The organism is Sorangium sp. So ce145 (assembly GCF_051525985.1).
Taxonomy (GTDB): domain Bacteria; phylum Myxococcota_A; class Polyangia; order Polyangiales; family Polyangiaceae; genus Sorangium; species Sorangium cellulosum_B.
In genome coordinates this window covers 1,985,334-2,010,143 of the sequence record NZ_CP150315.1, presented here as the reverse complement: position 1 = coordinate 2,010,143, position 24,810 = coordinate 1,985,334, and the positions used below count along the sequence as shown (strand labels likewise).

14 protein-coding genes are annotated in these 24,810 nt (G+C 73.1%); 8 read left to right on the top strand and 6 right to left on the bottom strand.

Features of this window, described 5'->3' with window-relative positions:
• Nucleotides 1-189: 189 nt before the first annotated feature.
• Complete coding sequence (locus tag WMF34_RS07580) at nucleotides 190-726, bottom strand: hypothetical protein (protein WP_437992867.1); 537 nt, start codon at nucleotides 724-726, stop codon at nucleotides 190-192.
• A gap of 111 nt (nucleotides 727-837) precedes the next feature.
• Nucleotides 838-1,539 carry a hypothetical protein gene (locus WMF34_RS07575; RefSeq protein WP_437992866.1) on the bottom strand — a complete coding sequence of 234 codons (702 nt, stop codon included), beginning with the start codon at nucleotides 1,537-1,539 and terminating at the stop codon, nucleotides 838-840.
• A gap of 98 nt (nucleotides 1,540-1,637) precedes the next feature.
• On the opposite strand from WMF34_RS07575, the gene WMF34_RS07570 reads away from it, so the two are divergent.
• Nucleotides 1,638-6,659, top strand: coding sequence for a sigma 54-interacting transcriptional regulator (locus tag WMF34_RS07570; RefSeq protein WP_437992865.1), 5,022 nt, complete (start codon nucleotides 1,638-1,640; stop codon nucleotides 6,657-6,659).
• A 62-nt stretch (nucleotides 6,660-6,721) separates the two neighbouring features.
• Here the strand turns inward: WMF34_RS07570 and WMF34_RS07565 are convergent, their stop codons facing one another.
• Both WMF34_RS07565 and WMF34_RS07560 read right to left on the bottom strand, forming a co-directional pair.
• The gene (locus WMF34_RS07565) at nucleotides 6,722-8,416 is read right to left on the bottom strand and encodes a hypothetical protein (RefSeq protein WP_437992864.1); all 1,695 of its coding nucleotides are present in this window, start codon (nucleotides 8,414-8,416) and stop codon (nucleotides 6,722-6,724) included.
• 58 nt (nucleotides 8,417-8,474) lie between these two features.
• A complete protein-coding gene (locus WMF34_RS07560) occupies nucleotides 8,475-9,953 on the bottom strand; it encodes a hypothetical protein (RefSeq protein ID WP_437992863.1) in 1,479 nt (492 codons plus the stop codon).
• Nucleotides 9,954-10,103: 150 nt separating this feature from the next.
• Between WMF34_RS07560 and WMF34_RS07555 the strand changes: the two genes are divergently transcribed.
• The 4 genes from WMF34_RS07555 to WMF34_RS07540 all read left to right on the top strand — a co-directional run bounded on the left by WMF34_RS07555 (nucleotide 10,104) and on the right by WMF34_RS07540 (nucleotide 15,919).
• Nucleotides 10,104-10,691 carry a hypothetical protein gene (locus tag WMF34_RS07555; RefSeq protein ID WP_437992862.1) on the top strand — a complete coding sequence of 196 codons (588 nt, stop codon included), beginning with the start codon at nucleotides 10,104-10,106 and terminating at the stop codon, nucleotides 10,689-10,691.
• 315 nt (nucleotides 10,692-11,006) lie between these two features.
• Nucleotides 11,007-12,074, top strand: coding sequence for a hypothetical protein (locus WMF34_RS07550; protein ID WP_437992861.1), 1,068 nt, complete (start codon nucleotides 11,007-11,009; stop codon nucleotides 12,072-12,074).
• Between the two features lie 296 nt (nucleotides 12,075-12,370).
• Nucleotides 12,371-13,441 carry a hypothetical protein gene (locus tag WMF34_RS07545; RefSeq protein ID WP_044964248.1) on the top strand — a complete coding sequence of 357 codons (1,071 nt, stop codon included), beginning with the start codon at nucleotides 12,371-12,373 and terminating at the stop codon, nucleotides 13,439-13,441.
• A 312-nt stretch (nucleotides 13,442-13,753) separates the two neighbouring features.
• A complete protein-coding gene (locus WMF34_RS07540) occupies nucleotides 13,754-15,919 on the top strand; it encodes a substrate-binding domain-containing protein (protein ID WP_012234059.1) in 2,166 nt (721 codons plus the stop codon).
• A gap of 25 nt (nucleotides 15,920-15,944) precedes the next feature.
• Here WMF34_RS07540 and WMF34_RS07535 read toward each other — a convergent pair whose 3' ends face one another.
• Nucleotides 15,945-16,928 (bottom strand): LysR substrate-binding domain-containing protein, encoded by a 984-nt coding sequence (locus WMF34_RS07535; RefSeq protein WP_012234058.1) that lies wholly within the window; start codon nucleotides 16,926-16,928, stop codon nucleotides 15,945-15,947.
• Between the two features lie 126 nt (nucleotides 16,929-17,054).
• Between WMF34_RS07535 and WMF34_RS07530 the strand changes: the two genes are divergently transcribed.
• From WMF34_RS07530 to WMF34_RS07520, 3 genes are all read left to right on the top strand, one after another.
• Nucleotides 17,055-20,222 carry an efflux RND transporter permease subunit gene (locus WMF34_RS07530; RefSeq protein WP_044964246.1) on the top strand — a complete coding sequence of 1,056 codons (3,168 nt, stop codon included), beginning with the start codon at nucleotides 17,055-17,057 and terminating at the stop codon, nucleotides 20,220-20,222.
• The gene (locus WMF34_RS07525) at nucleotides 20,219-21,526 is read left to right on the top strand and encodes an efflux RND transporter periplasmic adaptor subunit (protein ID WP_012234056.1); all 1,308 of its coding nucleotides are present in this window, start codon (nucleotides 20,219-20,221) and stop codon (nucleotides 21,524-21,526) included. The genes WMF34_RS07530 and WMF34_RS07525 overlap by 4 nt, the downstream gene beginning before the upstream one ends.
• 633 nt (nucleotides 21,527-22,159) lie before the next feature.
• Nucleotides 22,160-22,561 carry a hypothetical protein gene (locus WMF34_RS07520; RefSeq protein ID WP_437992860.1) on the top strand — a complete coding sequence of 134 codons (402 nt, stop codon included), beginning with the start codon at nucleotides 22,160-22,162 and terminating at the stop codon, nucleotides 22,559-22,561.
• Nucleotides 22,562-22,666: 105 nt separating this feature from the next.
• Here the strand turns inward: WMF34_RS07520 and WMF34_RS07515 are convergent, their stop codons facing one another.
• The gene (locus WMF34_RS07515; protein ID WP_437992859.1) at nucleotides 22,667-24,706 is read right to left on the bottom strand and encodes a membrane dipeptidase; all 2,040 of its coding nucleotides are present in this window, start codon (nucleotides 24,704-24,706) and stop codon (nucleotides 22,667-22,669) included.
• Between the last annotated feature and the right edge of the window lie 104 nt (nucleotides 24,707-24,810).

The following is a 24,810-nucleotide window of genomic DNA, read 5'->3' as shown; positions in this document are numbered from 1 at the left end:
TCAAGAACTTCCGCGTCGCCCGGCCGCCGCTCCATGCTGCGTGATTCTTGCGTGATTCCTGCGTGATGCGATGGGTGCGCGCATGTAAACAATCCTGAGCGGCCGCTTTCGCCGAGGTTCACGCGCGGCGCCGGCTCCGCGGGACGGCCGTGCGAGCACCTTTCTCAGGGTGGCAGACCGCGGGCGCGGTCAGTTGCCTTGAGTGCGCCCGACGGGGAGCGCCGGGCCGACGCAGCCGCAGCCGCACGCGTCGGAGAAGAGCTCCTCTCCCGGCGCGCAGATGAAGTCGACGAGGTGGCAGTACTCCGGATCGTGAGAGACGTAGCGGACGTCCGGATCCGCGGCGTCAGGGCAGGCCTCCGGCGCGGGGCCGACGCAGCCACAGCCGCACTCGCCGGAGAAGAGCTTTTCGGGCGGTGAGCAATCGAAGTCGATGAGGGCGCACTCGTTCGGATCGTGAGAGACGTAACGGACGCCTGGATCACCCGGGTCCGGGCACACGGGGGGAGGCGGCTCCTCGTCGATGCAGCCGCAGCCGCACCCGGGCTCGGTCATCAGCCGCTGTCCCTCCGCGCAGACGAAGTCGATGAGCGCGCACTCGTCCGGATCTTGAGAGACGTAGTGGACGCCCGGATCGCTCGGATCCGGGCACGCCCCGCCGCCGCCGCCCGTGGGAGGGTCACAGCCGAGCAGTCCGACGATCGAAGAGGCCGCAAGAAGCAACAAGGCACAGGCTCGCATGTTGGTCTCCGTATCTTTCTCGTGGGGGTTGGGAGATGCAGCTCCCCCTCGAGGCCCGTCTCGAGCCTCCCGGAGGAGCGGAGAGCTGGAATCGACTCAGGGAGCGCCGGGCACGAAGAGCGTCACCGCCCGCCGGAAGACCTCCGGTGAAGACACCTCGATCAGCGCCACTTCCTCGCGCGCGGCGGCGCCGGTCGGCCGGTACACCACGCGGAGCTCTCCGGCGCTCCCCGCCTCGAGGACCACGGGGGCCGCCGTTCCCTCGAGGCTGTACTCGGGCGCCGGGGCGCGCAGCGCGATCCTGTCGATCGCGAGCGGCGCGCCGCAGGAGTGCGCGAGCGCGACAGCGCTGCTGGACGTCGCGCCGGCGGCCGCCTCGGGCAGGGCGAGCTCCCGCTCGACCTCGAAGCAGCCTGCGAGCGGGCGAGGCGACGGCTCGAGGGCCCCGGAGGCGGCGATGAGGTCCACCGGCTCGGAGCGCAGCGCGCCGCGCCGCGCCTGGAGGCGCAGCTCGTTCCCCCGGAGGCCGTCGATGTCGAGCGCGAAGCTGCCGTCGCCCGCGACCGGCGCGACGACGGGGGGCGCGGTCCCATCGAGGTTCATCGCCCAGACCACGTCGGCGTCGGTCACGCTCCCGGGCGCGCCGGTGAGCTCCAGCGGGGCGCCGTCGCACACGTCGCACACCGCGCCGACGACGTCGCCGGCGAGCGCCGGCGGCCGCTCGAAGGGCGGCTCCGGGATGGGGTTCACCCCGCACCCGGCGGCGCAAGCGACGAGAAGGACCGCAAGCCAGCGCATCACGCCGCCCCTCTGTTCAAGAGTCGCGCCAATGCGATCCGCGGTGTTCCGCGGAGATCGTGGCCCCAATTTGTACCATTCTGTACCATATTGTACCGATGGTACACCACGGCATTGCGCCAGGGGCCGTGGTCGACGGTCGTTACGAGGTCGTGCGCGCGCTCGGGCGCGGCGGGCTCGCCTCGGTCTACGAGGCGCGCGACCGGCTCTTCGATCGCGACGTCGCGATGAAATCGCTGAGCTTCGGCTCCGCGGGCGCGCTCGAGGCGTTCCGGCGGGAGTTCTCGCTGCTCTCGGCCTGCGCTCACCCGCGCCTCCCGCGCGCGTACGACTTCGCCCGGACGACGTCCGGCGGCGCGCCGGGCCGGCCGCTCACGTACGCCACGACGGAGCTCATCCGCGGCCGGACGCTGGCCGAGCACGCGCGGGGGCGCGCCTTCCGCGCGGCCCTGCCCGTCCTGCTCGACGCGCTCGACGCGCTCGGGTGGCTCCACGGCGCCGGCATCGTCCACGGCGACTTCAAGCCCGAGAACGTCCTCGTGCGGGACGACGGCGCGGGCGTGCTCATCGACCTCAGCGCGGCGCGGAGGATGCGCGCGGGCGCGGGGGACCTCTCGGGGACGGCGCGGTTCTTCGCGCCGGAGCTCCTCCGGGGGGCCCCGCCGAGCGCGCGCACCGATCTCTTCGCGGTGGGGCGGACGCTCGAGGCCCTGTTCCCGCTCCTCTCCGGGGCGCCGCCCGCCGCCGTTCGCCGCCTTGCCGAGCGGCTCACCGCCGAGGATCCGGCGAGCCGCCCCTCCGGGGTCGAGGAGGTCCTCGAGGCCCTCTCCGCGGGCGGCCTGCCGCGGCGCGCGCCCGCCGTCGTGAGCGAGCCGGGCGAGATCGTCGGCCGGGAGCGCGAGGTCGAGGCGTTCGGCGCGGCGCTCGAGGCGCTGCTCCGCGGCGAGCGCGGGCCGCGCGCGGCGATCGTCACGGGCGAGGAAGGCACGGGCAAATCGCGGCTGTTCCGCGAGCTCAAGTGGCGCGCGCAGCTCCGCGCGCAGGTCGTCGAGGGCGCGCCCCGCGGCGACGATCCGCTGCGCGCGCTGCTGGTCCGGGCGCTCGGCGGCGCGCCGCTCCCGGCCGGCGTCGACGCGCTGCTCGGGGCCCGCGGCGAGCTCGCGGGGGCGCGCGGGCGCGAGGGCGAGGCGGGGCGCGCCCCGCGGGATCCGCGCGATCTGCGGGATCCGCGGGATCCGTACGGATCGCCCGCGCCGCGCCGGCCGCGCGTGCTCGCGATCGACGACGCCCACAGGCTGGGCGCGCACGACCGGGCGCTGCTCGAGGCGCTCGTGCGATCGACCGAGCCGACCGACGCCGTCCTCTGGCTGATCGCCTCCGCGGAGCGGCTCGACGTCGGCGGCGGCGCGGTCGTCGAGCTCCCGCTGGGCCCGCTCGGCGAGGACGCGGTCCGGGTCTGGACCGCGCCCCTCGCCACGGCGGCGCGCACGTCGGACCTCCTGCGCGCGAGCGGCGGCCGGCCGCGCGCGCTCAAGGAGCTCTGCGCCGCGCTGGCGCAGCGCAGCCTGAGCGAGGCGGAGCTCGACAGGTTCGTCCACACGACGGGCACCCCGGAGCTCTGGCGACGGCGCGTTGCGGCGCTCGACCGCGGCGAGGCGCGCGCCCTCGCGGCGCTCGCGGTCGCGGATCCGCTCGGGCCCGAGGCCGCCGCCGCGCTCGGCGTGGGGCGCGCGGCGCTCGACGCGCTCGAGGCCGCGGGGCTCGCGCGGCTCGACGGCGAGGGGTTCCGCCTCGGCCAGCCCGGGCAAGCCAGGGCGATCCTGCCCTGGCTCGACGCCGGCGTCGTGCGCGAGGTCGCGGCCGCGATGGCGGCCCAGCTCGCCGGCGCCGACGAGGCGGCCCTCGGCCCGGCGCTCCGCAGCCAGCGCGCGGCGGACCGGGCGAGGGCGCTCGTGCTCGCGGGCGACCACGAGGCGGCGCGGCAGGCGCTCGCCGCGTCCGGGCCGATGCTCGAGTGGGCGCCGCGCGCCTGGGTGCGCGCGGCGGACGCCGCCTGCGAGGTCCTGCCGGCGCCGCGGACGCTCGTGGCCGCGGCGTCCGCGATCGAGGCGGCTGGCGACCCGCGGCGCGCGCTCTCGCTGCTCGCGCGGGCGAGGCGCGCAGGGCCGCCCGCCGGCGTCGGCGCGGAGCTCTCGTACCGGGCGGCGCGCTGCTACGAGAAGCTCGGCAAGGTCGAGCGGGCGCTCTGGCAGCTCGGGCGCGCGCGGGCCCTCTCGCCCGGGCCCTGGGGCGGGCGGCTCGCGAGCCTCTCCGCGCGCTGCCTGCTGCGCCTCGGCCGCTACGACGAGGCCCGGCGCGAGGCGGAGGTGGCGCTCGCGGCGCTCGGATCACGCGAGGTCGAGGGCGCGCCCGCGAGCGGCGAGGCGCGCGAGGCCGACGGCGCCCTCGCGAGCGGCGAGGCGCTCGAGGCCGACGGCGCCCTCGCGAGCGGCGAGGCGCGCGAGGCCGCCGCGGAGCTCGCCGAGACGCTGGGCCTCGCGCTCGGGTACCTGAGCGACCAGGCCGGGGCGCTCCAGAGCCTGGCGCGCGCCGTCGCGCTGCGGCCGGCGTCGGGCTCGCCCCGCGCCCGCGCCCGCACGCTCAGCTACCACGCGCTCCATGCCTACCGCGCCGGCGACGCGGCCCTGGCGGCGCGCGGGTTCCAGGAGGCGCTCGACCTGGCCGAGGCCGAGGGCCTCGGCGATCTGCTCGCGACGGCCGCGCTCAACCTGGGGACGGCGAGGCACCAGCTCGGCGACTGGGGCGCGGCGCTGCGCTGCTACGAGCGCGGGCTCCGGGCGGCGATCGCCTTCGCCAAGGAGCGGACCGAGGCGACGCTGCGCTTCAACCTCGCCAAGATCCACGCGGACGTCGGCCTGCTCGAGCGCGCCGAGCTCGCCGTCGCGCGGATGCGAGCGCCCGAGGGCCCGAGGGCCCCCGAGGAGATCGCCGTGGCGGCGCTCGGGCTCGCGGCGGAGATCGCCGCCGCGCGCGGCGCGCTCGGCGAGGCGGCGCGGCTGCTCGAGGAGGCCCGCGCCGGCCACGCGGCGCGCGGGTCGAAGCGCGAGGCGTGCGAGGCGGTGATCCACGCCGCGGAGGTCGCGCTCGCGGCGCGGGACAGGGCCGCGGCGGGCGCGCGGCTGGCCGAGGCCGCGGCGCTGCTCCGGGAGGCCGACGCGGCAGACCTCGCGCTGCGCCACGCGACGGCGGGCGCGGAGCTCGCGCTGGCCCGCGGCGACACGGGCGCGGCCCTCGCGGAGGTGCAGCGGGGCGCGGGCCTCGTGGTGAGGGTCTCGCAGCTCGAGCTCCACGCGAAGCACGAGGAGGTGTCCGCCGAGGTGCTCCGCCTCCGGTCGGCGACGGCGCTGGCGGAGCGGCACCGCACGGCCGCGCTCGAGTGCTGGGAGCGCATCGGGAGCACGCTCCCGGCCGACCTCGCCGAGGTCTTCTGGCGGCACCCGCGGCGGGCCGCGCTCCGCGCCGGGCCCGCGCCGCCGGGGGCCCGCATGGAGCTCGTGCTCAAGCTGCTCGAGGTGAACCGGCGCCTGAGCTCGACGCTCGACGCGGAGGAGGTGCTCCGCCTCGCCATGGACGCGGCCATCGAGCTGACCGGCGCCGAGCGGGGGTTCGTGATCCTCGCGTCGCCGTCGCCGGAACCGGGAGGCCACGCGAAGGGCAGGCTCGAGGTCGCTGTCGCGCGGAACCTCGATCGCGAGCGCGTCGGCAAGAGCCAGCTCAAGTTCAGCCACGGAATCGCGAAGCGGGTGGTCGAGCGCGGGGAGGCGGTGCTCACGGTCGACGCGCTGGCCGACGAGCGGTTCCACGGGAACGCGTCCGTGCACGGCCTGCGGCTCCGGTCGATCGTGTGCGTGCCGATCCGCGCGCACGGCGCGGTGCTCGGCGCCGTCTACCTCGACAACCGGTTCCAGCGCGGCAAGTTCGCGGAGGGCGACGCGGATCTGCTCGGCGCGTTCGCGGACCAGATCGCGGTCGCGCTGCACAACGGCAGGCTGATGGCCGAGCTCCGGGACCGCACGCGGGCCCTGGAGGAGGAGCAGCGGCGGGTCGCGGAGCTCATGCGCTCGCAGGCCGACGAGATCGAGCGGCTCTCGCACGAGCTCGAGCGGACCCGGGCGGACGCGCGCCGCGACTTCCCGGAGATCGCCGGGAGGAGCGCGCCGATGCGCGCGGTGCTCGCGCTCTGCGAGCGCGTCGCGGAGAGCGACGTGACCGTGACGGTGACCGGCGAGAGCGGCACGGGCAAGGAGCTCGTCGCGCGCGCGATCCACGCGGGCGGGCCCCGCCGGGATGGGCCGTTCGTCGCGGTCAACTGCGCCGCGCTGCCCGAGGCGCTGCTCGAGTCGGAGCTCTTCGGCCACGTGAAGGGCGCGTTCACCGGCGCGGTCCGCGATCACGGCGGCCTGTTCCTCTCGGCGCGGGGCGGGACGCTGTTCCTCGACGAGCTCGGGGAGGTGCCGCTCGGCGTGCAGGCGAAGCTGCTCCGCGCGCTCCAGGAGCGCTCGATCCGCCCGGTGGGGTCGGACCGGAGCGTCTCGGTGGCCGACGTGCGGGTCGTCTGCGCGACGAACCGGGATCTGCGGGACGAGGTCGCCCGGGGGCGCTTTCGCGAGGACCTCTACTACCGGGTCAGCGTCATCGAGATCCGCTTGCCGCCGCTGCGCGACCGGCCGGAAGACATCCCGGCGATCGCGCAGGCGATCGTCGAGAAGCTCGCGGCGCGCCAGGGCCGCCCGGCGTTCCGGCTGTCCCGGGGCGCGCTCCGGCGGCTCTCGTCGTACGGCTGGCCCGGCAACGTGAGGCAGCTAGAGAACGTGCTCTCGCGCGCGTGCGTGCTCTCGCCGGGCCCGGAGATCGGCGCCGCCGACATCCAGCTGCCGGCGGCGGCGCCCGCGCCGCGGGGCCGCTCGCGCGCGGAGTACCAGGGCGCCGAGGAGGAGCGGATCCGCGCCGCGCTCGAGCTCTCCCGCTGGAACGTGAGCGAGGTGTCGAGGAGCCTCGGGATCCCGAGGATGACGCTGTACCGGAAGCTCGCCCGCTACGGGCTCTTGCGGAAGGAGTGAGAGGGGGCAGGCCGGCGTGAGCAGGGCGTCCGCGACCAGCCGCCCCACGCCGAGCGAGGGGGCTAATCCCAGATGCGCACGACCATGAGCCCCAGGTTCGACCGCTTCCCCGCGGCCACGATGCGGCCGTCGCGCTGGACGGTGACGGCGTAGAGGTAGTTCTGCTCCGGATGGTCGTCGAGCACGACGGCGCCCGAGGCGCCGAACCCGGCGTCCCTGGAGCCGTCCGGCAGGAGCCGCAGGATCGAGGCCGTGATGCCCGAGGCCACGGTGCCGCCTGCGACCGCGCCGAGGATCTTGCCGTCGGCCTGGAGGGCGACACCGTAGCCCCGCACATAGGGCTTCTCTTCGCCGCTCGCGTTCACCATGCCGGTCCCGCCGAACGTCGTGTCCGCCGAGCCGTCCGCGTTGAAGCGCGCGAACGCATAGTGATTCACGCCGTCGAGCGCGTATCCGACAAGGATCGGCTTGCCGTCGCTCCCGAGGACGAGGTCGTTATCGTTGTAGGGCGTCTGCGAGAGATAGGCGATGCCGCCCGTTCCGAAGCCGGGATCGAGCGCCCCGTCGCGATCGAGCCGCACCGCAAGGAAGGTCGGGCCCGCGTCCCGCTCGGTTCCTCCGGCGACGATCTGCCCGCCCTCTCCGAGCGCGACCGAGTGCAGCGGGCGATTCTCGAACGAGACGACGCCCGAGCCGCCGAAGTCGTGATCGACATCACCCATGGAAGAGAACCGCACGACGATGCCGCGGTTGCCCGGCTTCCCGACGCCGGCGGCGATGATCCAGCCGTCGCTCTGGACGGCGGCGTCGAAGCCCTCCGAGCCGCTGATCAAGGCAGGATCGAGCCTCGCGACCCCGCTCGCGCCAAAGGCCTGATCGATCCCGCCGCTCGCGTTGAACCGGACCACTGCGAGCTGCTCGTTCCGCGTCCCCACGGCCAGAATGCGCCCGTCCGGCTGCAGGGCCAGCGACTTGACCGTTCCCTCCTGGCCGACGACGAGGCCCGCTGTGCCGAACTCCGGATCGAGCACGCCGCTCGGCAGGAAGCGCGCGAGCCCCCAGGTCGCTCCGTCGACGCCGGCGACGAGGATCTTGCCGTCCTCCTGGACGACGATGGCGCGCGCCTCGTGGGGCGTGCCGCTGGTGGCGATGCCCTCGCCGTCGAACGATGCATCGAGCGTCCCCGGCGGATCGGCGACGAGGAGCGAGACCGGCAGCTCCCGATCCTCCAGCCCGGGCGCGCTGGCCACGAGCGAGGGCGCGGCGCCGCCGAGCATCGCGAGCGGCTCCGCGGTCAGCGTGAGCACGCCGGTGGCCTCGCCATCCGAGACCACGACCGGGCTCGCCGTGACGCCGCTCGGCAGGCCCGACAGCGAGAGAGCGACGTCGCCCGCGAAGTCGTCCGAGCGGGTGACGGCGACGGTGAGCGACGTCGAGCCGCCGCGCACCACGCGCGCCGCCGCCGGGTCGAGCGCGATCGAGAAGCCCGCCTGCGGCGCCCCGCCGCCGCTGCCGTGCGCGGACAGGTCGCCGCCGCTGCCGCCTCCGCCCGACGCGGCGGCCCCGCCGGCGCCGGCGCCGCCGTCACCGCCGGCCCCGTCGCGCGAGACGTCGTGAATGCCGAGGATACCCTGGCAGCCGAGCGCGAGGGAGGCCGCGGCCGCCCCGGCGAGGAAGGCCGCGCGCGCGAGCCGGACGCCGCGGGCTGGCCGGGGCAGCGCGCTCCTCTGCGCGAGCGGCGCGAGCGGGAGGATCATGCCGGCAGGCTACCACGTCGGCCCCCCGCCGGACGCAGCGCCACGACGGCGCCTGGGGTCACGCGCTCGGAGACGAGGCGCTCTCCACCTGCTGCGCGAGCTCATTCCACTCGGGGTACCCAGACCGGTACGGCTCGACAGAAAGGCCCTTCAGAAACCGGAGAACCGACCGCGCGATGACGTCCACCTCGTGGCGCGCCGCCATCGGGTGAGAGCGCCATGCATGGAACCGCTCGACCACCTCCCGAGGCTCGAAGGGAAGACACCGCGAGCTCGGGCTCGGCTCGGGATCCGGATAGGACGTCAGCACCTCGATCTCCTGCCGCAGGAGATCGAGCGCCCCGCGAGGATCGGCCTGCTCCAGGAGGCGCGCGTACTCTCGGTACGGCGTGTGGTGCGACGGGCTCAGCCGAAGGGCCTTCTCGTAGTAGAACCGCGCCCGATCCGGATTGCCCCGCCGATCTCGGTACAGGTCCCCGAGCCTGCCATACGCCTCGACCGTCCCCGGATAGAACCGCTTGATGTCGTAGTAAGCCGGGTGCGATACGTACGAGTTCCTCGGGGAGAAATCGGGCTCGATCTCGGCGAAGCGCGCGTAATGCTCTGCGGCCTGCTCATGAGCGCCCCGGCGCTCGTGGAGCTCTCCCAGGTAGAAATGATTGACCGCGTAGAGGCGCGGATCGTGGTAAGCCTGCGACACGCCGTCCAGATACCGCTCCTTCAGCGACGCGCGAGGCATGACCAGAGCCGCTCCGCCCCGCCCCCTCGTCATGAGCGTCTCCGCCAGGTGGAAGGAGCGGAGGAGATGGCGCTCAGCCTGGTCCGACTCGTAATAGTGCCACAGGAACTGGCTGCTGATGATGTAGGCCCCCAGCGGGTGGATGCTGTCCTCATCCATGAACGGATCCGAGTGTTTGTAGGGGGACTCGGACTGGAACGAAGGCGCGATCTCGTCCCACCAGCGCTCGAGCTGGCGAAGCGCCGCGAGCGCGCGCTCCAGCGGCATGTTCAGGCTCCGCTCGGAGTACCAGCGATAGATATCGTACGGCATGCGCAGGAAGCCGACGGCCTGCTTGAGCGACGCGAGCTCCTCGCCGGACAGCACCCGCCGCCTGGTCACGTCGTACTCGACGCGAGCGAGCCCCGGGTGCGCCCACCGGATCTGCTCCTCTTCCTCCTCCCGGAGCTCGGTCTGCAGAAGGTCGATCACGGTATCGAGGTTCTCCCGGTTCGGCTCGTCGTCCTCGGCCTCGCGGGCGGCCTGCAGGACGGGGATGAACCGGGCCCAGCAAGCCCTGGTGTCGTAGACGCACCAGGCCGCATGGAACCTGACCAGCGGAGACGGAGACCGCAGCGCGCGCTCGTAGAGCGACGCGATCCGGTCGTCGAGCGCGGCTTCACGGCGCGACGCCTCCGCGAGGAACAGGAGCGGCTCCGCCGTGCGGGCCAGCTCGCGGTCAGCCAGGTCGATCAGCTCATCGCGGGTGTACTGCGAGAGCGCCTCCCTGCCGAGCCGCGTGACCTCATCCTGAGCCATGAACCAGGGATTCAATCACGAGGGACACGGCAGACACAGGCGTTTCCTGGGTCCGCCATGCCCGGGCGTCCGCCAACCCCGGAGGGTCCACCGCGCCACGAGCGCCAGGCACAACTGTACATCCGTTCAATGATCTGCTAGCCGATCGGCATGCGCCCCCGCAAGGCCGCCGCCGCCGTCGTCGTCGAAGAGCTGCCGCCCGCCGAGGAACCCATCGACGCGATCCCGCCCGACGACACCGCGGCGGACGAGCCGAGCTCCGCCGTCCGGGAGCCGCTCGCGCTCGATCTCATCTGCATCGACTGCGGCAGCAGCGGCCGCGGTCATGACGGCTGCGCGCACCGCGAGCGCGCCCGCTTCCACGCGCCGCCGCGGGCAGCGCTGGAGCTCGTCGCGCGCCTGCGCCGGGCAGCCGCCGAGCACCGCGCCGCCGCCCGCGCCCTCCGCGCCCTGGTCACCGCCGAGCACGCGCGCGGTCGCGCCGAGATCGAGCGGGCGGATCCGGTCGAACTCCAGCAGCCCGAGGCGGAGCCGGAACCCCCCTCGCCGCCCCGGATCGAGCTCGCAGCGCCGGAGCCGCCCGCTGTCTGCCCGCGCTGCGCCGAGCAGACCGAGGGCGAGCCGACGGAGTCCGGGGCGCCGCCGCGCCGGCCAAAGCGCAAGGGGCGGGTGGCCCTCGAGCAGCAGGCGTTTCTCTTTTCGAACGATTCCGAGCAACACCCGCCGCACGGGACCTGAGCCGCGACCAGGGCGCTGCCGAAGGAATCGGAGACCCGGGATCGGCGTTACGCTGCGCCGATGTCTCCGAGCCCGTCTCGAGCTCCTTGCTTGCGCGCCGGAGGCGGCGCTCTGGCCGCCGCGCTGCTCTGGCAACTCGCCTGCACGGGAGGAGCTCCACCGGGAACTCTGCCCGTGACCGGAGCGCGCCGGTCGCTCCCGCCGCCGCGGCAGGAAGACTCGACACCACCGCGCCCGCTGCCCGCGGAACGCCAGAGCACGCCTGCGCCGCCACCAGGGCCAACCCCGGGCGAAGCGCCGCTTCCACCCGATGTCGTGGCCACGATGCAGGCGCTCGCCGCGCTCGACACCAGCGCGGACGGCATCGGGCTGAGCGCGCCCCCCGCGGGAGCTCCCGCGCTGCTCCGCGCCTTGAAGGCCGAGTTTCGAGGCGTCGTCGGGCGCGCGCTCGACGCGGCCAAGGGCGCGCCCGAGGATGCACGCGCGCGCGCGATGGCAGAGCTCGAGCGGCTCGGCGTCCGCCCCGCCGGCGAGGAACGGCGGTGGGGCAGCCTCCTCGACCTCCGCATCGAGCAGCCCGCGGCGCACCCCGAGCTCCGGGTCGCGCTCCTCACGCTCGCGGTCCCGTGCGGCGAGGACGCGTCTCTCTACGTCTTCGAGCGGGGCCGGGCCGGCTTTCGCCTCGCGCTCGCTCACGAGAGCGATCCGTCGGGGTGGACGTCGGAGGGAAACCGGCTGTCTTATGGCTTCCTTGGGGGCCAACCGAAGGGGCGCTGGGCGCTGGCCGTGTCGAGCGCGGAGTCGTCCTGTGTCTCGCTCTGGAGGACGCTGACCACGAGGGTGCTGCTGGAGGGAACAGACCCGCTGCACCCGCGCGCGATCTTCGCGAACAGCCTCCGATTCCACATGCCGGCCGGCTACACCCTCGCGGTGTCCGCCGGGGGCTTCACGCTGCGCTGGACAGGCGACCCGACCTTCCTCCCATGGTACCCGCGCTGGGACGCCCTCGCCGCGCGCTACACGGTGGAAGGCGACAGCGTCCGTCGAGCGCCGCCCCTCGCGCCTGACGCGGAGTCGTTCGTGTACGCCTGGCTCGGGCTCGAGTGGGCAGAGGCCGAACGCTGGCTCTGCCCAGCGGCGTCGCCGTCCGCGGGCGAGCGCTGGCACCGGGAGCTGCGCGCAGCGCTGCCAGGGCTCGCGTCGACACCGCAGCTCGGCGCGTGCGGGGGCCCCGGCGGGGAGGATCCCACGAAGTGCGAGGACGTGGAGCAGCGGCTGACGCGCCCGGGCCCCGCCCGGTCCACCGCGACCACCCACGTCCTCCTGGCGAAGCAGGGCGCGGATCGCTGCGTCGAGCGCGTGTTCTCGAGGGGGAAGCCATGAGAGGTCCGGGCAGCGGCTCGGTCGAGAGCAGGATGCCCGCGGCGGCGATCGCGCGGCCGGCGCGGCGGCGCCTGCGCGGACTGGCCCTCTCTTGCGCGGCCTGCCTGTCGCTCGCGCTCGCGGCGTGCGCGGCACCCGCGCCCGAGGCGAGAGGACCTCTGGCACCTCGGCCGGCAGCGCGGCCCGCGACGCACGGCGCGCCCACTGCCCCCGGCACAGCCCTCTCAACGGCCCCCGGCACAGCCCTCTCAACGGCCCCCGGCACAGCCCCCCCGGCGGACGACGCCACGGACCTCGTGAGAGAGGCGCTCGCCCCGTTCTTCGCCGCCCCGAGATCGGGCGCCGCCGACGTTCAAGACACGTGGCTGACGCCGCGGGTGAGCGTGGAGAAGCTGCCGGCGGAGTGCTGGGAGCTTTCGCCGGAGCAGGACGCAGCCGGGCTGGCGATCGTCGCGCTGCACCGGCGCGACCGCGGCCCCGTCCAGTGCGCTCCGTTCAGCGCGCGCCTCGCGCCGTTCGCCACGTTCGCCGTCGACAGGCGCGCTGGCACCGTGCGCTGGTGGGACGAGGCGGCGCCCCGGCCGATGCGCGAGTTCTTCGCCGCGCGCGAGGAGTCCCTGAGAGCAGCCGTCTCGGCGCTGGAGAAGCGCTTCATCGACGACGCCATCGCCTGGGAAGGCACGACCGCGCTGCACGTCGAGGACGAGACGGCCATGCACCTCCACGTGTCCGTGCTCTCGCCCGACGACCGCAAGCGGCTCGCGCGCTTCCGCGTCGACAGGCGCACGCGCGAGCTCTCGTGGGACGACAACGGCGAGCTCCGCGGCTACGCGGCGTTCAAGGCGAGCTGGTACCGGGACCATCACCCGGCGGTCACCGCGCTCGGCCAGCTGCTCGAATGGAAATGGTCCGGGGTCGATTCGCTCACGCTGGAGGCATCCCACGGCCATGCCTTCGATCTCGTCGCCCGGGCCGGCGAGACGTGCTCCCCGGCGAGCCGCATCTGCGCCACGGAGCGATTCCGCGTCGATATGCGGCGCGGCGCGGCGATGTGGCACGACGGCAAGGCCTACGTGCCCATCGAGCGATTTCTTCAGGACCTGGAGCAGAGGGGGCAAAGGGCCGTCGTTTTGGCCAGGGCCTGGGCGCTGAAGCAACGAGGGCCCGCCGGCGCCTCCTGCCTCGCCTTCCGGCCCGAGGGCGTCGACAGGGCGAGCGCGCACGTCCGGATGCACCTCGCCCCGCCGTGCAACACCTCCCCGATACTGATGACGCTCGCGTGGTACTTCGTGGACCTGCGCACAGGCAAGGTGTGCTCTTCCGAGGACGACACGTGCGGTGCGGCGTCCGGGCAGGGGAGACCATGACATGGGCCGGCGGGGCGCCCCATGAGGCCGCCCGCCGCGGCGCCCCTCCGGCGCGCGACAATCGGGGCTGACAAGCATCGCCGTCCATCCGATACTCGCGCCGCTTGCCGCTCAGCACGGCCATCAGCAGGCGACCGGGAGCCGGACGCGGGGGCGCGGGAACGCTGGAGCTCGCGACGACGAGCGCCCGCTGCCGCCGCGAGCGCACCGCAGAGCGGCATGGCCACACGGGTGTCGCGTGCTACCAGGTTGCGTTTGTGATCGCGTCACGACGGAACGCGGGCGCTGAGGACCACCGAGGATGCTGCCACCATGTCGCTCGATAGAGCCATCGGCATCATGTGCCCCGACATCTGGGGCAGCTATGTTTGCGAGCTTCTCGGCGGTATCCAGTCGGCCGCCGCGCGCGCCGGGTATCGGGTGCTCGCCATCAGGGCGTCCCCGCGAGACGTCCACAGGCTGCGGCTCGCGCGAGACCAGGTCGACGGGTGGATCGCGCTCATCGACGCGGCGGAACTCGAGCCCTTCCTCGACGACGGCCGGCCCGTCGTGACCCTCAGCGCGCGCGCGAACGACGACGCGCGCTGTCCCTACGTCCTGCCCGACAACCACGGTGGCGCCCTCTCGGCCGTACGCCACCTGCTCGACCACGGCCACGAGCGGATCGTCTTCGCGGGCCACATGGCGCACGAGGACATCCGGCAGCGCTTCCAGGCCTACCGGGACGCGCTCGAGGAGCGCGGCATCTCGTTCGACCCCGACCTCGTCTTCGATCTTCCGAACAACGAGCGGGCGAGCGGCCGGCTCGCCGTGCGGCGCCTGCTGGAAGAGGGCGTCACCTGCACCGCGATGTTCATGTCGGCCGACAAGGAGGCGCTCGGGGTCCTCGACGCGTTCGCCGAGGCGGGCATCCGCGTCCCCGAGGACATCGCGCTCGTCGGGTTCGACGACATCGAGGCAGCCCGGTACGCCTCGCCGCCGCTGACGACGGTCCGCCAGCGGTTCGACCGGCTCGGCGGGACGGCCGCCGAGCTGCTCATCGACCTCCTCGCCGGGCGGGAGCTCCCCCGCGCGGGGCACATCGCGCCGACGACCCTGGTCCTGCGCCGCTCCTGCGGCTGCTCGCCCGCCCCGGCGCTGCGCGACGCGCCCCCGTCGTCCCGCAGCGCCGCGGCGCCGGCCAGCGCGCCCGCGTCGGCCCGCAGCGCCGCCGCCCGGGCCGGCGCGCTCGCGCGGGAGCTCGCCGCGCTCGCGAGCGCCTCGACGGCCCTCGATCCGAGCTCGCCGCCGGAAGAGGCCTGGCCCGGGGCGACGGAGGTGGTCCTCGGGCTCGAGGCGGCCGTCTGGGGCAGGCCCGGCCCCGCTGCCGCGGCGCTGGAGAGGGCCTGGCGAGAGGCCGCGGAGCAGATGCCCGACATCGACCAGCTCCTCGAGATGGTCGACCGGCTGGAGCGGGCGGGCCAGGCGATGCTCCGCGGCGCGGCGGACGCCGCCGCCGAGCGGCGCGTGGCGACGTACATCCGGGGGGCCCGGCGCGCCGTGATGGAGGGCCGGGTCGCGATCGAGGCGGCCCGCGCCGACTACCTGAACGGCCTGCTCGACATCAACCTCGTCATCCGGGAGACGCTCCTGGCGGACGCGGGCGGCGGCGGGAGCAAGCTGAGCTGGCTCTCCGCGGTGCAGATGAGCTGGGGCTGCCTCGCCGTGTGGGAAGCGCCCGGGGACACGGCTCCCCTGCTGCGGGTCGTCGAGAGCTGCTCCCCCGGAGCGGCCGCCACGCCGGAGGCGGGCGCGCGCGTCGCGGCCGAGGCGTTCCCGCGCGGCGACTGGCTGCCTGCCGCCGCCCGGCGGAGCGACCACGTCCTCCGGCTCATCCCGCTCCGCAGCGAGGGTGAGGATCGCGGCGTCCTCGCCGTCTGCGCCCCGGTGAGCAGCCCGCTCGGGCTGGATCACCGGGACATGGAGATGTGGGTGGCGATGCTGACCGCGGCGCTCGAGCGCGCGTCGCTGATCGAGTCGCTGATCGAACAGGAGCAGCAGGCGCGCGCCGCCTACGAGCGCGAGCGCGCCCTCGCGGACGACGTGCGCCGGCTCGGGTGCCCGGTCATCCCGCTCGACCAGGGCGTGCTGCTCGTGCCGCTCGTCGGCACCATCGATCCGGAGCGCGCGCGCCACGTGCTCGAGGTGGTGCTCGCGGAGCTCAGCCAGAAGGAAGCCGAGGTGCTGCTGATGGATATCACCGGCGTGCCCTTCGCCGACATGCAGGTCGCGGGATCGCTGATGAAGACGACCCGCGCCGCCCTCCTGCTCGGCGCCGAGGTCATCGTCGTGGGGATGCGGCCGCAGGTCGCGCAGGGGTTCATCCGCCTCGGCATCGACCTCCGGGGGATGACGCTCCACCAGACCCTCGGCAGCGCGCTCTCGGCGCTGCGCCGCAGGCGGCAGCCGCTCGACGCGCCGCCGGGCCCCCGGGCCTGAGCCCCCGGCGCGCGCCGCGCCTCCGCTATTCCGCCGCGTCCGGCCTCGCCGCGGCGGCCCCGCGGGCACGGCGGCCGCGCTCGCCTTCCCCAGGTTCCCCCGGCCTGCGGCGCGCCGCGCGCGCCTTGCCCTTGCTCACGCCGACCCGCCGCACGAACGACAGGAACTGCCGGAGCGTGGGAGACGCGTCGTCGGCGCGCCACGCGACGAGCAGATCGGTCGACGGCGCCCCCACGATCGGCCGCAGCGCGAGCCCCTTGCGACCGACATTCTTGATGGATTCCGGCAAGATAGAGACGCCGAAGCCCGCCGCCACCAGGCTCAGGATGTCGAGGTGCAGCGCCTCCTGCGCGATGCGCGGGGAGAAGCCCGCGGCGCGGCAGAGCCCCATCACCAGGTCGAAGAAGGCCGACCCGCGCTGGCGCGGGAACACGACGAACGGCTCGCGCGACAGGAGCTCGAGCGGGATGCGCTTCCGCGCGGCGAGCGGGTGATCGGCCGGCAGGGCGACCAGGAGCGGCTCGCGCCGGACGCACTCGGACGCGAGCCGGGCGTCGTGGAGCGGCGCCCTCACGAAGCCGACGTCGATGCGCCCGTCCTTCAGCGCCTCGATCTGCTCCTGCGGCGGCATCTCGCGGAGCGCGAGCTCCACCGCGGGGAGCTCCCCGCGAAAGGTGCGGACCAGCTCGGTGATGCCGCTGTAGGCGAGCGACGACAGGTACCCGACCACGAGGCGCCCGGTCTCGCCCACGCTCGCGCGCCGGGCCTCGTGCACCGCGAGCTCGAGCGCGTCGAAGACCCGCCGGACATGGGCGAGGAGCACCGCGCCCGCGGGCGTCAGCTCGACGCGCCGCCGCGAGCGATCGAAGAGCGAGAACCCGAGCTCGGACTCGAGATCCTGGATCTGCCGGCTCAGCGGCGGCTGGGCGATGCCGAGCCGCTGCGCCGCGCGGCCGAAGTGCCGCTCCTCGGCGACGGCCGTGAAGTACCGGAGGTGGCGTAGATCCATACCTTGAAGGTATCGTGTGATACGAAAGAATAGATTGGACGAACGTCAAGGGCACCCTAAATGCGGAGCCTGCCCTCAGGCGCCACCCCCGGCCGGGGCGCTCCGGAGGGGGACGGGAATTGGCCCATGTGGCTCGTCCGGATCGCGCTTCAACGCACGTACACGTTCATCGTGATGTCGATGCTGATCGTCATCCTGGGCGTGTTCACCGTCGCCCGGATGCCGACGGACATCTTCCCGGACATCGACATCCCGGTCCTGTCTGTAATTTTCAACTACGGCGGCCTCCCCCCCGAGGAGATGGAGAAGCGCATCGTCAACAATTACGAGCGCTTCCTCACGACCACCGTCAACGACATCGATCATATCGAGAGCCAGTCGCTCACCGGCATCTCGATCATCAAGATCTTCCTCCAGCCCGGCGCCAGCATCGAGGCCGCGACGGCGCAGGTCACGGCGATCTCGCAGACCGCGATCCGCCAGATGCCGCCCGGGATCAGCCCGCCGCTCATCATCCGTTACAGCGCCTCGAACGTGCCGATCCTCCAGGCCGCGCTGGAGAGCGAGTCGCTGAGCGAGCAGCAGCTCTTCGACTACGCGGTCAACTTCATCCGCGCCGACATCGCCACGATCCGGGGCACGCAGATCCCGTACCCGTACGGCGGGAAGCAGCGCCAGATCATGGTCGACATCGACCCGCAGCGCCTCTTCGCCTGGGGGCTGTCGCCGCGCGACGTGAACGCGGCGCTCGGGCTGCAGAACGTCACCCTGCCCTCCGGCACGGCGAAGATGGGGGAGAACGAGTACCCCGTCATCATGAACAGCAGCCCCGCGGCCTTCGAGGAGCTCGGGAAGCTGCCGCTCAAGACGGTGAACGGCAGGACGATCACCCTCCGCGACGTCGCGAGCGTGCGCGACGGGAACGCGCCGCAGACGAACATGGTGCACGTGGAGGGCAAGCGCAGCGTGCTCCTGAGCATCCTCAAGAACGGGAGCGCGAGCACGCTCGACGTCGCCTCGCGCATCCACGCGATGCTGCCGGCCACGCTGGAGAAGCTCCCGAAGGAGCTCAAGGTCTCGCTGCTCTTCGATCAGTCGGTGTTCGTCCGCGCCGCGGTCTCCGGGGTCGTGCACGAGGCGCTGATCGCCGCGGGGCTCACGGCGCTCATGATCGTGCTGTTCCTCGGGAGCTGGCGCAGCACGCTCATCGTCGTCACCAGCATCCCGCTCTCGATCCTCGTCTCGATCATCGCGCTGAACGCCCTCGGCCACACGCTCAACGTGATGACGCTCGGCGGGATGGCGCTCGCCGTCGGCATCCTCGTCGACGACGCGACCGTGGCCATCGAGAACATCCACAGGAACCTCGGGCAGCGGAAGCCGTTCCTGCGCGCCATCGTCGACGGGGCGCAGGAGATCGCCGTCCCGGCGCTCGTCTCCACGCTCTGCATCTGCATCGTCTTCGTGCCGGTCGCCTTCATCACCGGCGCCGCGCGGTCGCTCTTCGTGCCGATGGCCCTGGCGGTCGTCTTCGCCATGCTCACGTCGTACTTCCTGTCGCGGACGCTCGTCCCGACGCTCGTGCGCCTCCTGCTCGAGCGCGAGGCGGCGGAGCACGCGCACGGCCACGCCGCTCCAAAGGGCCTCTTCGGGCGCGTCTTCGCCGCGTTCAACCGCGCCTTCGACCGGCTGCGGGGGGCGTACGGCGGGTGGCTCGCCTGGGCGCTCGCGCACCGCGCCCTGTCCGTCGGGGCGTTCCTTGCGCTCGTCGCCGCCTCGGTCGCGCTGATCCCGCTCCTCGGCCGCGACTTCTTCCCGACCGTCGACGCGGGGCTCATCAAGCTCCACGTGCGCGGCCCGCCGGGCACCCGCCTCGAGGAGAGCGAGCGGCGCTTCGCCCGTATCCAGGAGACCATCCGCGGGGCGCTCCCGCCGGGCGAGATCCGCACGATGCTCGACAGCATCGGCATCCCGGCGAGCGGCATCAACCTGTCGCTCAGCGAGGGCGCGCAGATCTCGTCGGCCGACGGGCAGATCTTCATCGCGCTCGCGGAGCACCACCGGCCCACCGCGGACCACGTCCGGACGCTCCGCGCGAAGCTCAACGCGGCGTACCCCGACACGACGTTCTTCTTCCTCGCCCCCGACATCTCGACGCAGGTGCTGAACTTCGGCCTCGCGGCGCCCATCAACGTCCAGGTGGTCGGCCCGATCGGCAAGGAGGACGAGACCTACGCCGTCGCGCTGAAGATCGCCGAGCGCATGGAGAAGATCCCCGGCGCCGTCGACGTCCACCTCGCGCAGGTGCCGGCGAGGCCGCAGCTCCGCATCGACGTCGATCGAACGATGGCCGACCAGCTGGGGCTCAGCCAGCGCGACGTGGCGAGCGACGTGCTCGTCTCGCTCTCGTCGAGCGGGCAGACGTCGCCGACCTACTGGCTGGACAAGCGCGGCGTGCAGTACCTCGTCGCGGTGCAGACGCCCCAGTACGCGATGGGATCCATCGACGACGTGAACGCCACGCCGCTGTCGACGGGCGACGGCCGCCCCCAGCTCCTGTCCAACGTCGCGTCGATGTCGCGGGCGACCGGGCCGGCGAACATCACCCATTACAACGTCGCGAGGACGTTCGACGTCCAGGCGAACGTCGACGGCACCGACCTCGGCTCGGTCGCGGGCGCCGTCTCGCGCGTCGTCGACGAGCTCAGGCCCGAGCTGCCGCGCGGGACGAAGGTGACCATCAAGGGGCAGGCGGAGAGCATGGACACCTCGTTCACGGGGCTCGGCTACGGGCTCCTCTTCGCGGTCGTGCTCGTCTACCTGCTGATGGTCGTGAACTTCCAGTCGTGGCTCGACCCGCTCATCATCCTGATGGCGCTGCCGGGCGCGGTAGCGGGCATCGCGTGGGTGCTGTTCGTGACGCACACGACGCTGAGCGTGCCCGCGCTCATGGGCTCGATCATGTGCGTCGGCGTCGCCACGGCGAACAGCATCCTCGTCGTGACGTTCGCGAACGACCAGCGCAAGCTGGGCCGCGACGCGGGCACCGCGGCCCTCGCCGCGGGCATGACGCGCCTCCGGCCGGTGCTCATGACGGCGCTCGCGATGATCTTCGGCATGCTGCCCATGTCGCTCGGCCTGGGCGAGGGCGGCGAGCAGAACGCCCCGCTGGGGCGCGCGGTCATCGGCGGCCTCCTCGTCGCGACGCTGAGCACGCTCTTCTTCGTGCCCGTGATGTACAGCCTCCTCCGGAACAAGGCCCCGGCCAGAGACCCGCTCGCAGAGGACCTATGAGCTCCCCCGCCCGCCGCTCCGCTGCCCCCCCGACCTCCGCTCCCCCGTCTCCGGGCAGCCCTGCCGACGACCTCGGGTTCGATCTGCCGCCGCCCGCCGTGCTGACGAGGACCCGCGGCCTCGCCCTCGGCGTGGGCCTCGTCGTCGTGCTCGGGGCGGCGTTCGCCGCGGCCTACCTGCCCCGCCGCAGCGCCCGCGCCGCGCTGGAGCAGGGCGCGCGGGCCGCCGAGGGCGCGGCCCCGCGCGTGGGGGTCGTCGCGCCGCAGCCCGTGTCGAGCGACCGGGCGCTCGTCCTGCCCGGGAGCATCCAGCCCCTCGCCGAGACGGTCGTCTACCCGCGCGTGAGCGGCTACGTGCGGCGGTGGACCGCGGACATCGGCGACAAGGTCGAGGAGGGGCAGATCCTCGCCGAGATCGACACGCCCGAGCTCGATCAGGAGCTCGCGCAGGCCCGCGCGCAGCTCGTGCAGGCGAGCGCCGGCCTCGTGCAGGCCGAGGCCAACCGCGACCTGTCGAGGTCGAGCGTGAAGCGCTACGAGCAGCTCGTCCCCGCGGGCGTGGCGCCGCAGGAGGAGCTCGAGCAGCGGCAGGGGCAGGCGCACGTCGCCGAAGCGAGCGTCACCGTGGCGCGCGCGGCGATCACCGCGCAGCAGGCGAACGTCCAGCGCATCCTGGATCAGAAGAAGTTCGCGAAGGTCGCCGCGCCGTTCGCGGGGACGGTCACCTCGCGCACGACCGAGCGCGGGGCGCTTGTCACGGCGGGCAATGGGACGCCGCTCTTCACCATCGCGGCGACCGACCCCGTGCGCGTCTTCGTGGGCGTCCCGCAGGACGTGGCGCCCAGCGTGCGGGTCGACGCGCCGGCGAAGGTCACGGTGCGCGAGTTCGCGGGGCAGCCGTTCCAGGGCACGATCGCGCGCACGGCCGGCGCGCTCGACCCGGCGACCCGGACGATGAACACGGAGGTGCGGGTGCCGAACCCCGACGGCCGCCTCCTCGCCGGCATGTACGCGGAGGTCGCGCTGACCTTGCCCACGCCGCACCGCGTGCTCGAGATCCCGGCGACGGCGCTCTACAACGACGCCAAGGGGCTCCGCGTGGCCGTCATCGACCCCGGGAGCAGGATCCGCTTCGCGCCGATCGTCGTCGAGCGCGACACGGGCGCGACGATCCAGGTGTCGACCGGGCTCGACGGGAGCGAGCGGGTCGTGAAGCTCGCGAGCGCGGAGCTGACCGAGGGGATGGCGGTCGAGATCCTCCCTGAAGGGCCGCCGCCCCCGCCTCCGGGCGGACCTAACCGTTGAAGTAAGCCTCGCTCGCGTCGAGCTCCTGGGCTCGCGTCGAGCTCCTGGGCAAGCAGCGCCCTGAAGAACGCCGGGTGGTGGGTACTTACCCCATCCTGCGGCAATGATGGGGGTCGTCAAGACTCCATAAGACGCCAAGATTCGGATGTCACGCCGTGACGATGTCACGATGTGACGATGTCACGATGTCACGCCGTGACGATGTCACGCTCCGCGAGCGTGCCTTCGTGCGGCGCAGCGCGCCGAGCCCGGACCGAACCGCTGCAGCCGGGCCACCACCTCCTCGCGCGGCGTGCTCCGGGCCCATTCGACGGCGCGCGCCGCGCGTGGCGGACAGGCCATGTATTTACCTTCGAGGGCAAGGAAGTTTGCCAGGTGGGGCAAGAACGTTTGCCCTTATCGCATCTCCGACCGTGAGGTACCACCTCCGTACCAGGTCACGGTCCTCGTACGAGCACCGCAACGCGACGGCCACACCGCTGGAGCGACAGAAACCGAAAGCATGAATGGAGGCGGAGCATGACACACGACATCAAGAGCGCACAAGGCACACTCCTCGAAGGCCAGGACGGCTGCGCCATGGCCCGACCCGAAGATGACCGGCGAGCTCGGTCGGGCGGGAAGGGCCGAGGCATGAGGTTTCTCGCGAAGCTCAGCGGGATGATCGCCGTCCTCGCCTCCATGGCGCTCGCGGGCTGCATCGCGCAGGAGGGCGATGAGGCCCTGAGCGACGAGTACCTGAGCGAGGAGACCGTGGAAGAGGCGGAGCAGGCGCTCCAGATCGGCCTCACGACGGTGACCTGCAACAGCGGTTGGCCTGGCACGCGGGGCTGCTTCAAGAAGATCACGAGCGCGACCAACATCGTCGCCGGCACGATCACCGTGCAGATCGATGGCCACAACGGCGCTGTCGGGTTCAGCGCGTCCCAGACCGGGCCCAAAACCATCGAGTTCTCGGCCAGCATCCGCGAGGGTGACGCGTTCAACCCGGGGGCGAACACGACCAAGTTTCTCGTGGCGTGGATGCGCCAGTAACAGCGGGACGAGGACCCGACCCGGGCCGGCGGCGGCGCGGCACAGCGTTACCGCGCAGGGCCAACCCGGGTCGCGTTCCCCGACCCCGGGACGGACGTGCGCGGATCAGGGGACGGAGCGGCCGACCGTCTCGGCCTTCGCCCACATCTGCGCGAAGCCTTCGGCTCCGGTGTAGAGCCGGTCGATGAGCTGCTCTCCGCCCGGAAGCGCCTCGACGTGCTTGAGGAAATCCGGGAAGAGCCCGATGTGAACGACCCCCTCCTCGTTGTAATCCCACGAGCGGCTCCCCATCCGGGCCCTGGGGAAGCTGGAGTAATCGACGCACGCCTCGGCCGCCGGATCGACGCAGCGATACACGATCTCCATGGCCTGCGTGCAGAACGCGCGCGTCGCGGCCTGGACACCGGCGCGGCGGTATTCGTCGGGGGTCGGCGCCTTGTAAGAGCAGGAGCTCTTGGCGTCGCAGGCGCGGCCGACGAGGCCCGTCAGGTTTCCGCTGGTCTGGATGTCGAGGCAACCGATGCGCGCGGAGCGCACGTCGATCTCGGCCCCCGTGCACCGGAGCTGCGCGGGCGGGTGGCCCCAGGCGTCGCCTGGCACCGTCACCACCCGATCCCGGGGCGCCTGGCACTCGGGAGAGCGCGGCATGACGACCATCCCGTTGATGTCCGACCCGAGGGTGATCTGAAGCGCCTTGCCGCCTGACGTGATCGCCGCCACGGCGGTCGCGCTCCGCAGGAAGGTCCGCGCATCGGAGTCGCCGAAGCCGACGCCCGCGAGCCCGCCGCGCGCGGCGAGCTCGGTGTACTGGGCGCTGGTCCGGCCGTTCTCGTTGCCGCTCGATCCGCGGAGCCCGTTGTGCCCCGAGACGAGCGGATACGCGCCTCCGGGCGTCGTCCGGGTGAACGCGAGCACGTCGCTCACCATCCGCTGCGACATGTGATCGATGTCGATGACCATCCCGAGCCGCATCATCTCGTTGAGGGCGACGCGGCCCATGGGCAGGAGCCCCAGCCGGTTCTTGTGGCCTTCCCCCGCCTGGCAGCTCGGGAGCGGGATGTGACCGCCGGCGTCGCCGAGCTTCATCAGCTTGAAGAGGTCGTTCCCCGACTGGATCTGCTTCGTGATGCCCTCTCCGCGGGAGCACTCGAGGTCCCACCATTTCCCCGTCTGGAAGCGGTTGGCGCGCGCTACCTCGTCCTCGTAGGCGGCGGTGCCGCCGAAGAGGTTGTCGGTGAGGTGGACCGGGAACACGTAGCGCACGCCGAGGACGTGGAGGCGCTTGATCTCCGCGCGGATCTGGGCCTCCGTGGGAGACGCTCTGTTCCACACGAAGTTGCCGATGTCGTCCAGCTCGACACCGACGATCACCGCGAGCTTGTCCTTCTCCACGATGCGCCGGAGATCGGCGGATGAACGCGCGATCTCCATCCACGCGTCGTGCTTGCCGACGAAGCGGACGAGCTCTTCGATCTGGAGATTGCCCGACGCCCTGTCGTCGACGGGCGGGTTTGCCTCGATGCCATGGGCGAGCGTGCGGCTGTTGACGGCCAGCGCGACCATCACCCGGAGACCACCCTCCTTCGCGCGGCGGATCCAGTCGACCCACATCTGCTGGTGCAAGATATCGTTATGCGCCGGGAAGTGCGCGAACGTCGGATAACCCACGGGGCGCTCGACCTCGAACGAGCGGATGCCGTGGGATTTCGCCATTTCCCCGAGCACGAGCTGGCGGACGTGATTCCCGCACTTGTTCGTGAGAAAATCGTGACCCCGGTGGGTGCTGTAGCTGGTCCCCAGCGCCTCCGCGATGCTGGCGGCGCGCCGCGCCGACGCATTGCACGTGGCGCCTGACACGCCTTGACCGCTGGGGTCGTAGATGGTCCCCGGCGCCATGAGCACGTCGACGTCGGGAGCGCCGTGGAGCACGTGCCCCCCGAAGCCGAGGTGCGCCATCGGGTGGGTGTGGAGATCGGCGAACCCGCGCAGCGGCCGGCCGGGAGCGTTCAGCGCGGGATCGAAGATCGGCGAACGCCGCGCCTGCGCGCTCACGGGGCCGGAGGCCGCGAACGTCGCCGCGGCCGCGGCGATCGCAATCCAGGTCGGAGCCAATGCAGGACCTGTCATTGGGCTGGTTTTCTTCATGCCGAATCATCCTCCCGAGGTTTGCGAGCGACGGAGCCCATGCGAGTCCCCACTTCGCCGCCGAGGCGTACCGCGCGGCCAGCGGCGCGATGAGGGCAAATTTT

Coding starts and splice junctions, on each gene's coding strand:
- WMF34_RS07520 (WP_437992860.1), top strand. CDS start 22,160: ATGAGGTTTCTCGCGAAGCTCAGCGGGATGATCGCCGTCCTCGCCTCC.
- WMF34_RS07515 (WP_437992859.1), bottom strand. CDS start 24,706: ATGAAGAAAACCAGCCCAATGACAGGTCCTGCATTGGCTCCGACCTGG.
- WMF34_RS07565 (WP_437992864.1), bottom strand. CDS start 8,416: ATGATCCTCCCGCTCGCGCCGCTCGCGCAGAGGAGCGCGCTGCCCCGG.
- WMF34_RS07570 (WP_437992865.1), top strand. CDS start 1,638: ATGGTACACCACGGCATTGCGCCAGGGGCCGTGGTCGACGGTCGTTAC.
- WMF34_RS07560 (WP_437992863.1), bottom strand. CDS start 9,953: ATGGCTCAGGATGAGGTCACGCGGCTCGGCAGGGAGGCGCTCTCGCAG.
- WMF34_RS07555 (WP_437992862.1), top strand. CDS start 10,104: ATGCGCCCCCGCAAGGCCGCCGCCGCCGTCGTCGTCGAAGAGCTGCCG.
- WMF34_RS07540 (WP_012234059.1), top strand. CDS start 13,754: ATGTCGCTCGATAGAGCCATCGGCATCATGTGCCCCGACATCTGGGGC.
- WMF34_RS07530 (WP_044964246.1), top strand. CDS start 17,055: ATGTGGCTCGTCCGGATCGCGCTTCAACGCACGTACACGTTCATCGTG.
- WMF34_RS07525 (WP_012234056.1), top strand. CDS start 20,219: ATGAGCTCCCCCGCCCGCCGCTCCGCTGCCCCCCCGACCTCCGCTCCC.
- WMF34_RS07535 (WP_012234058.1), bottom strand. CDS start 16,928: ATGGATCTACGCCACCTCCGGTACTTCACGGCCGTCGCCGAGGAGCGG.
- WMF34_RS07575 (WP_437992866.1), bottom strand. CDS start 1,539: ATGCGCTGGCTTGCGGTCCTTCTCGTCGCTTGCGCCGCCGGGTGCGGG.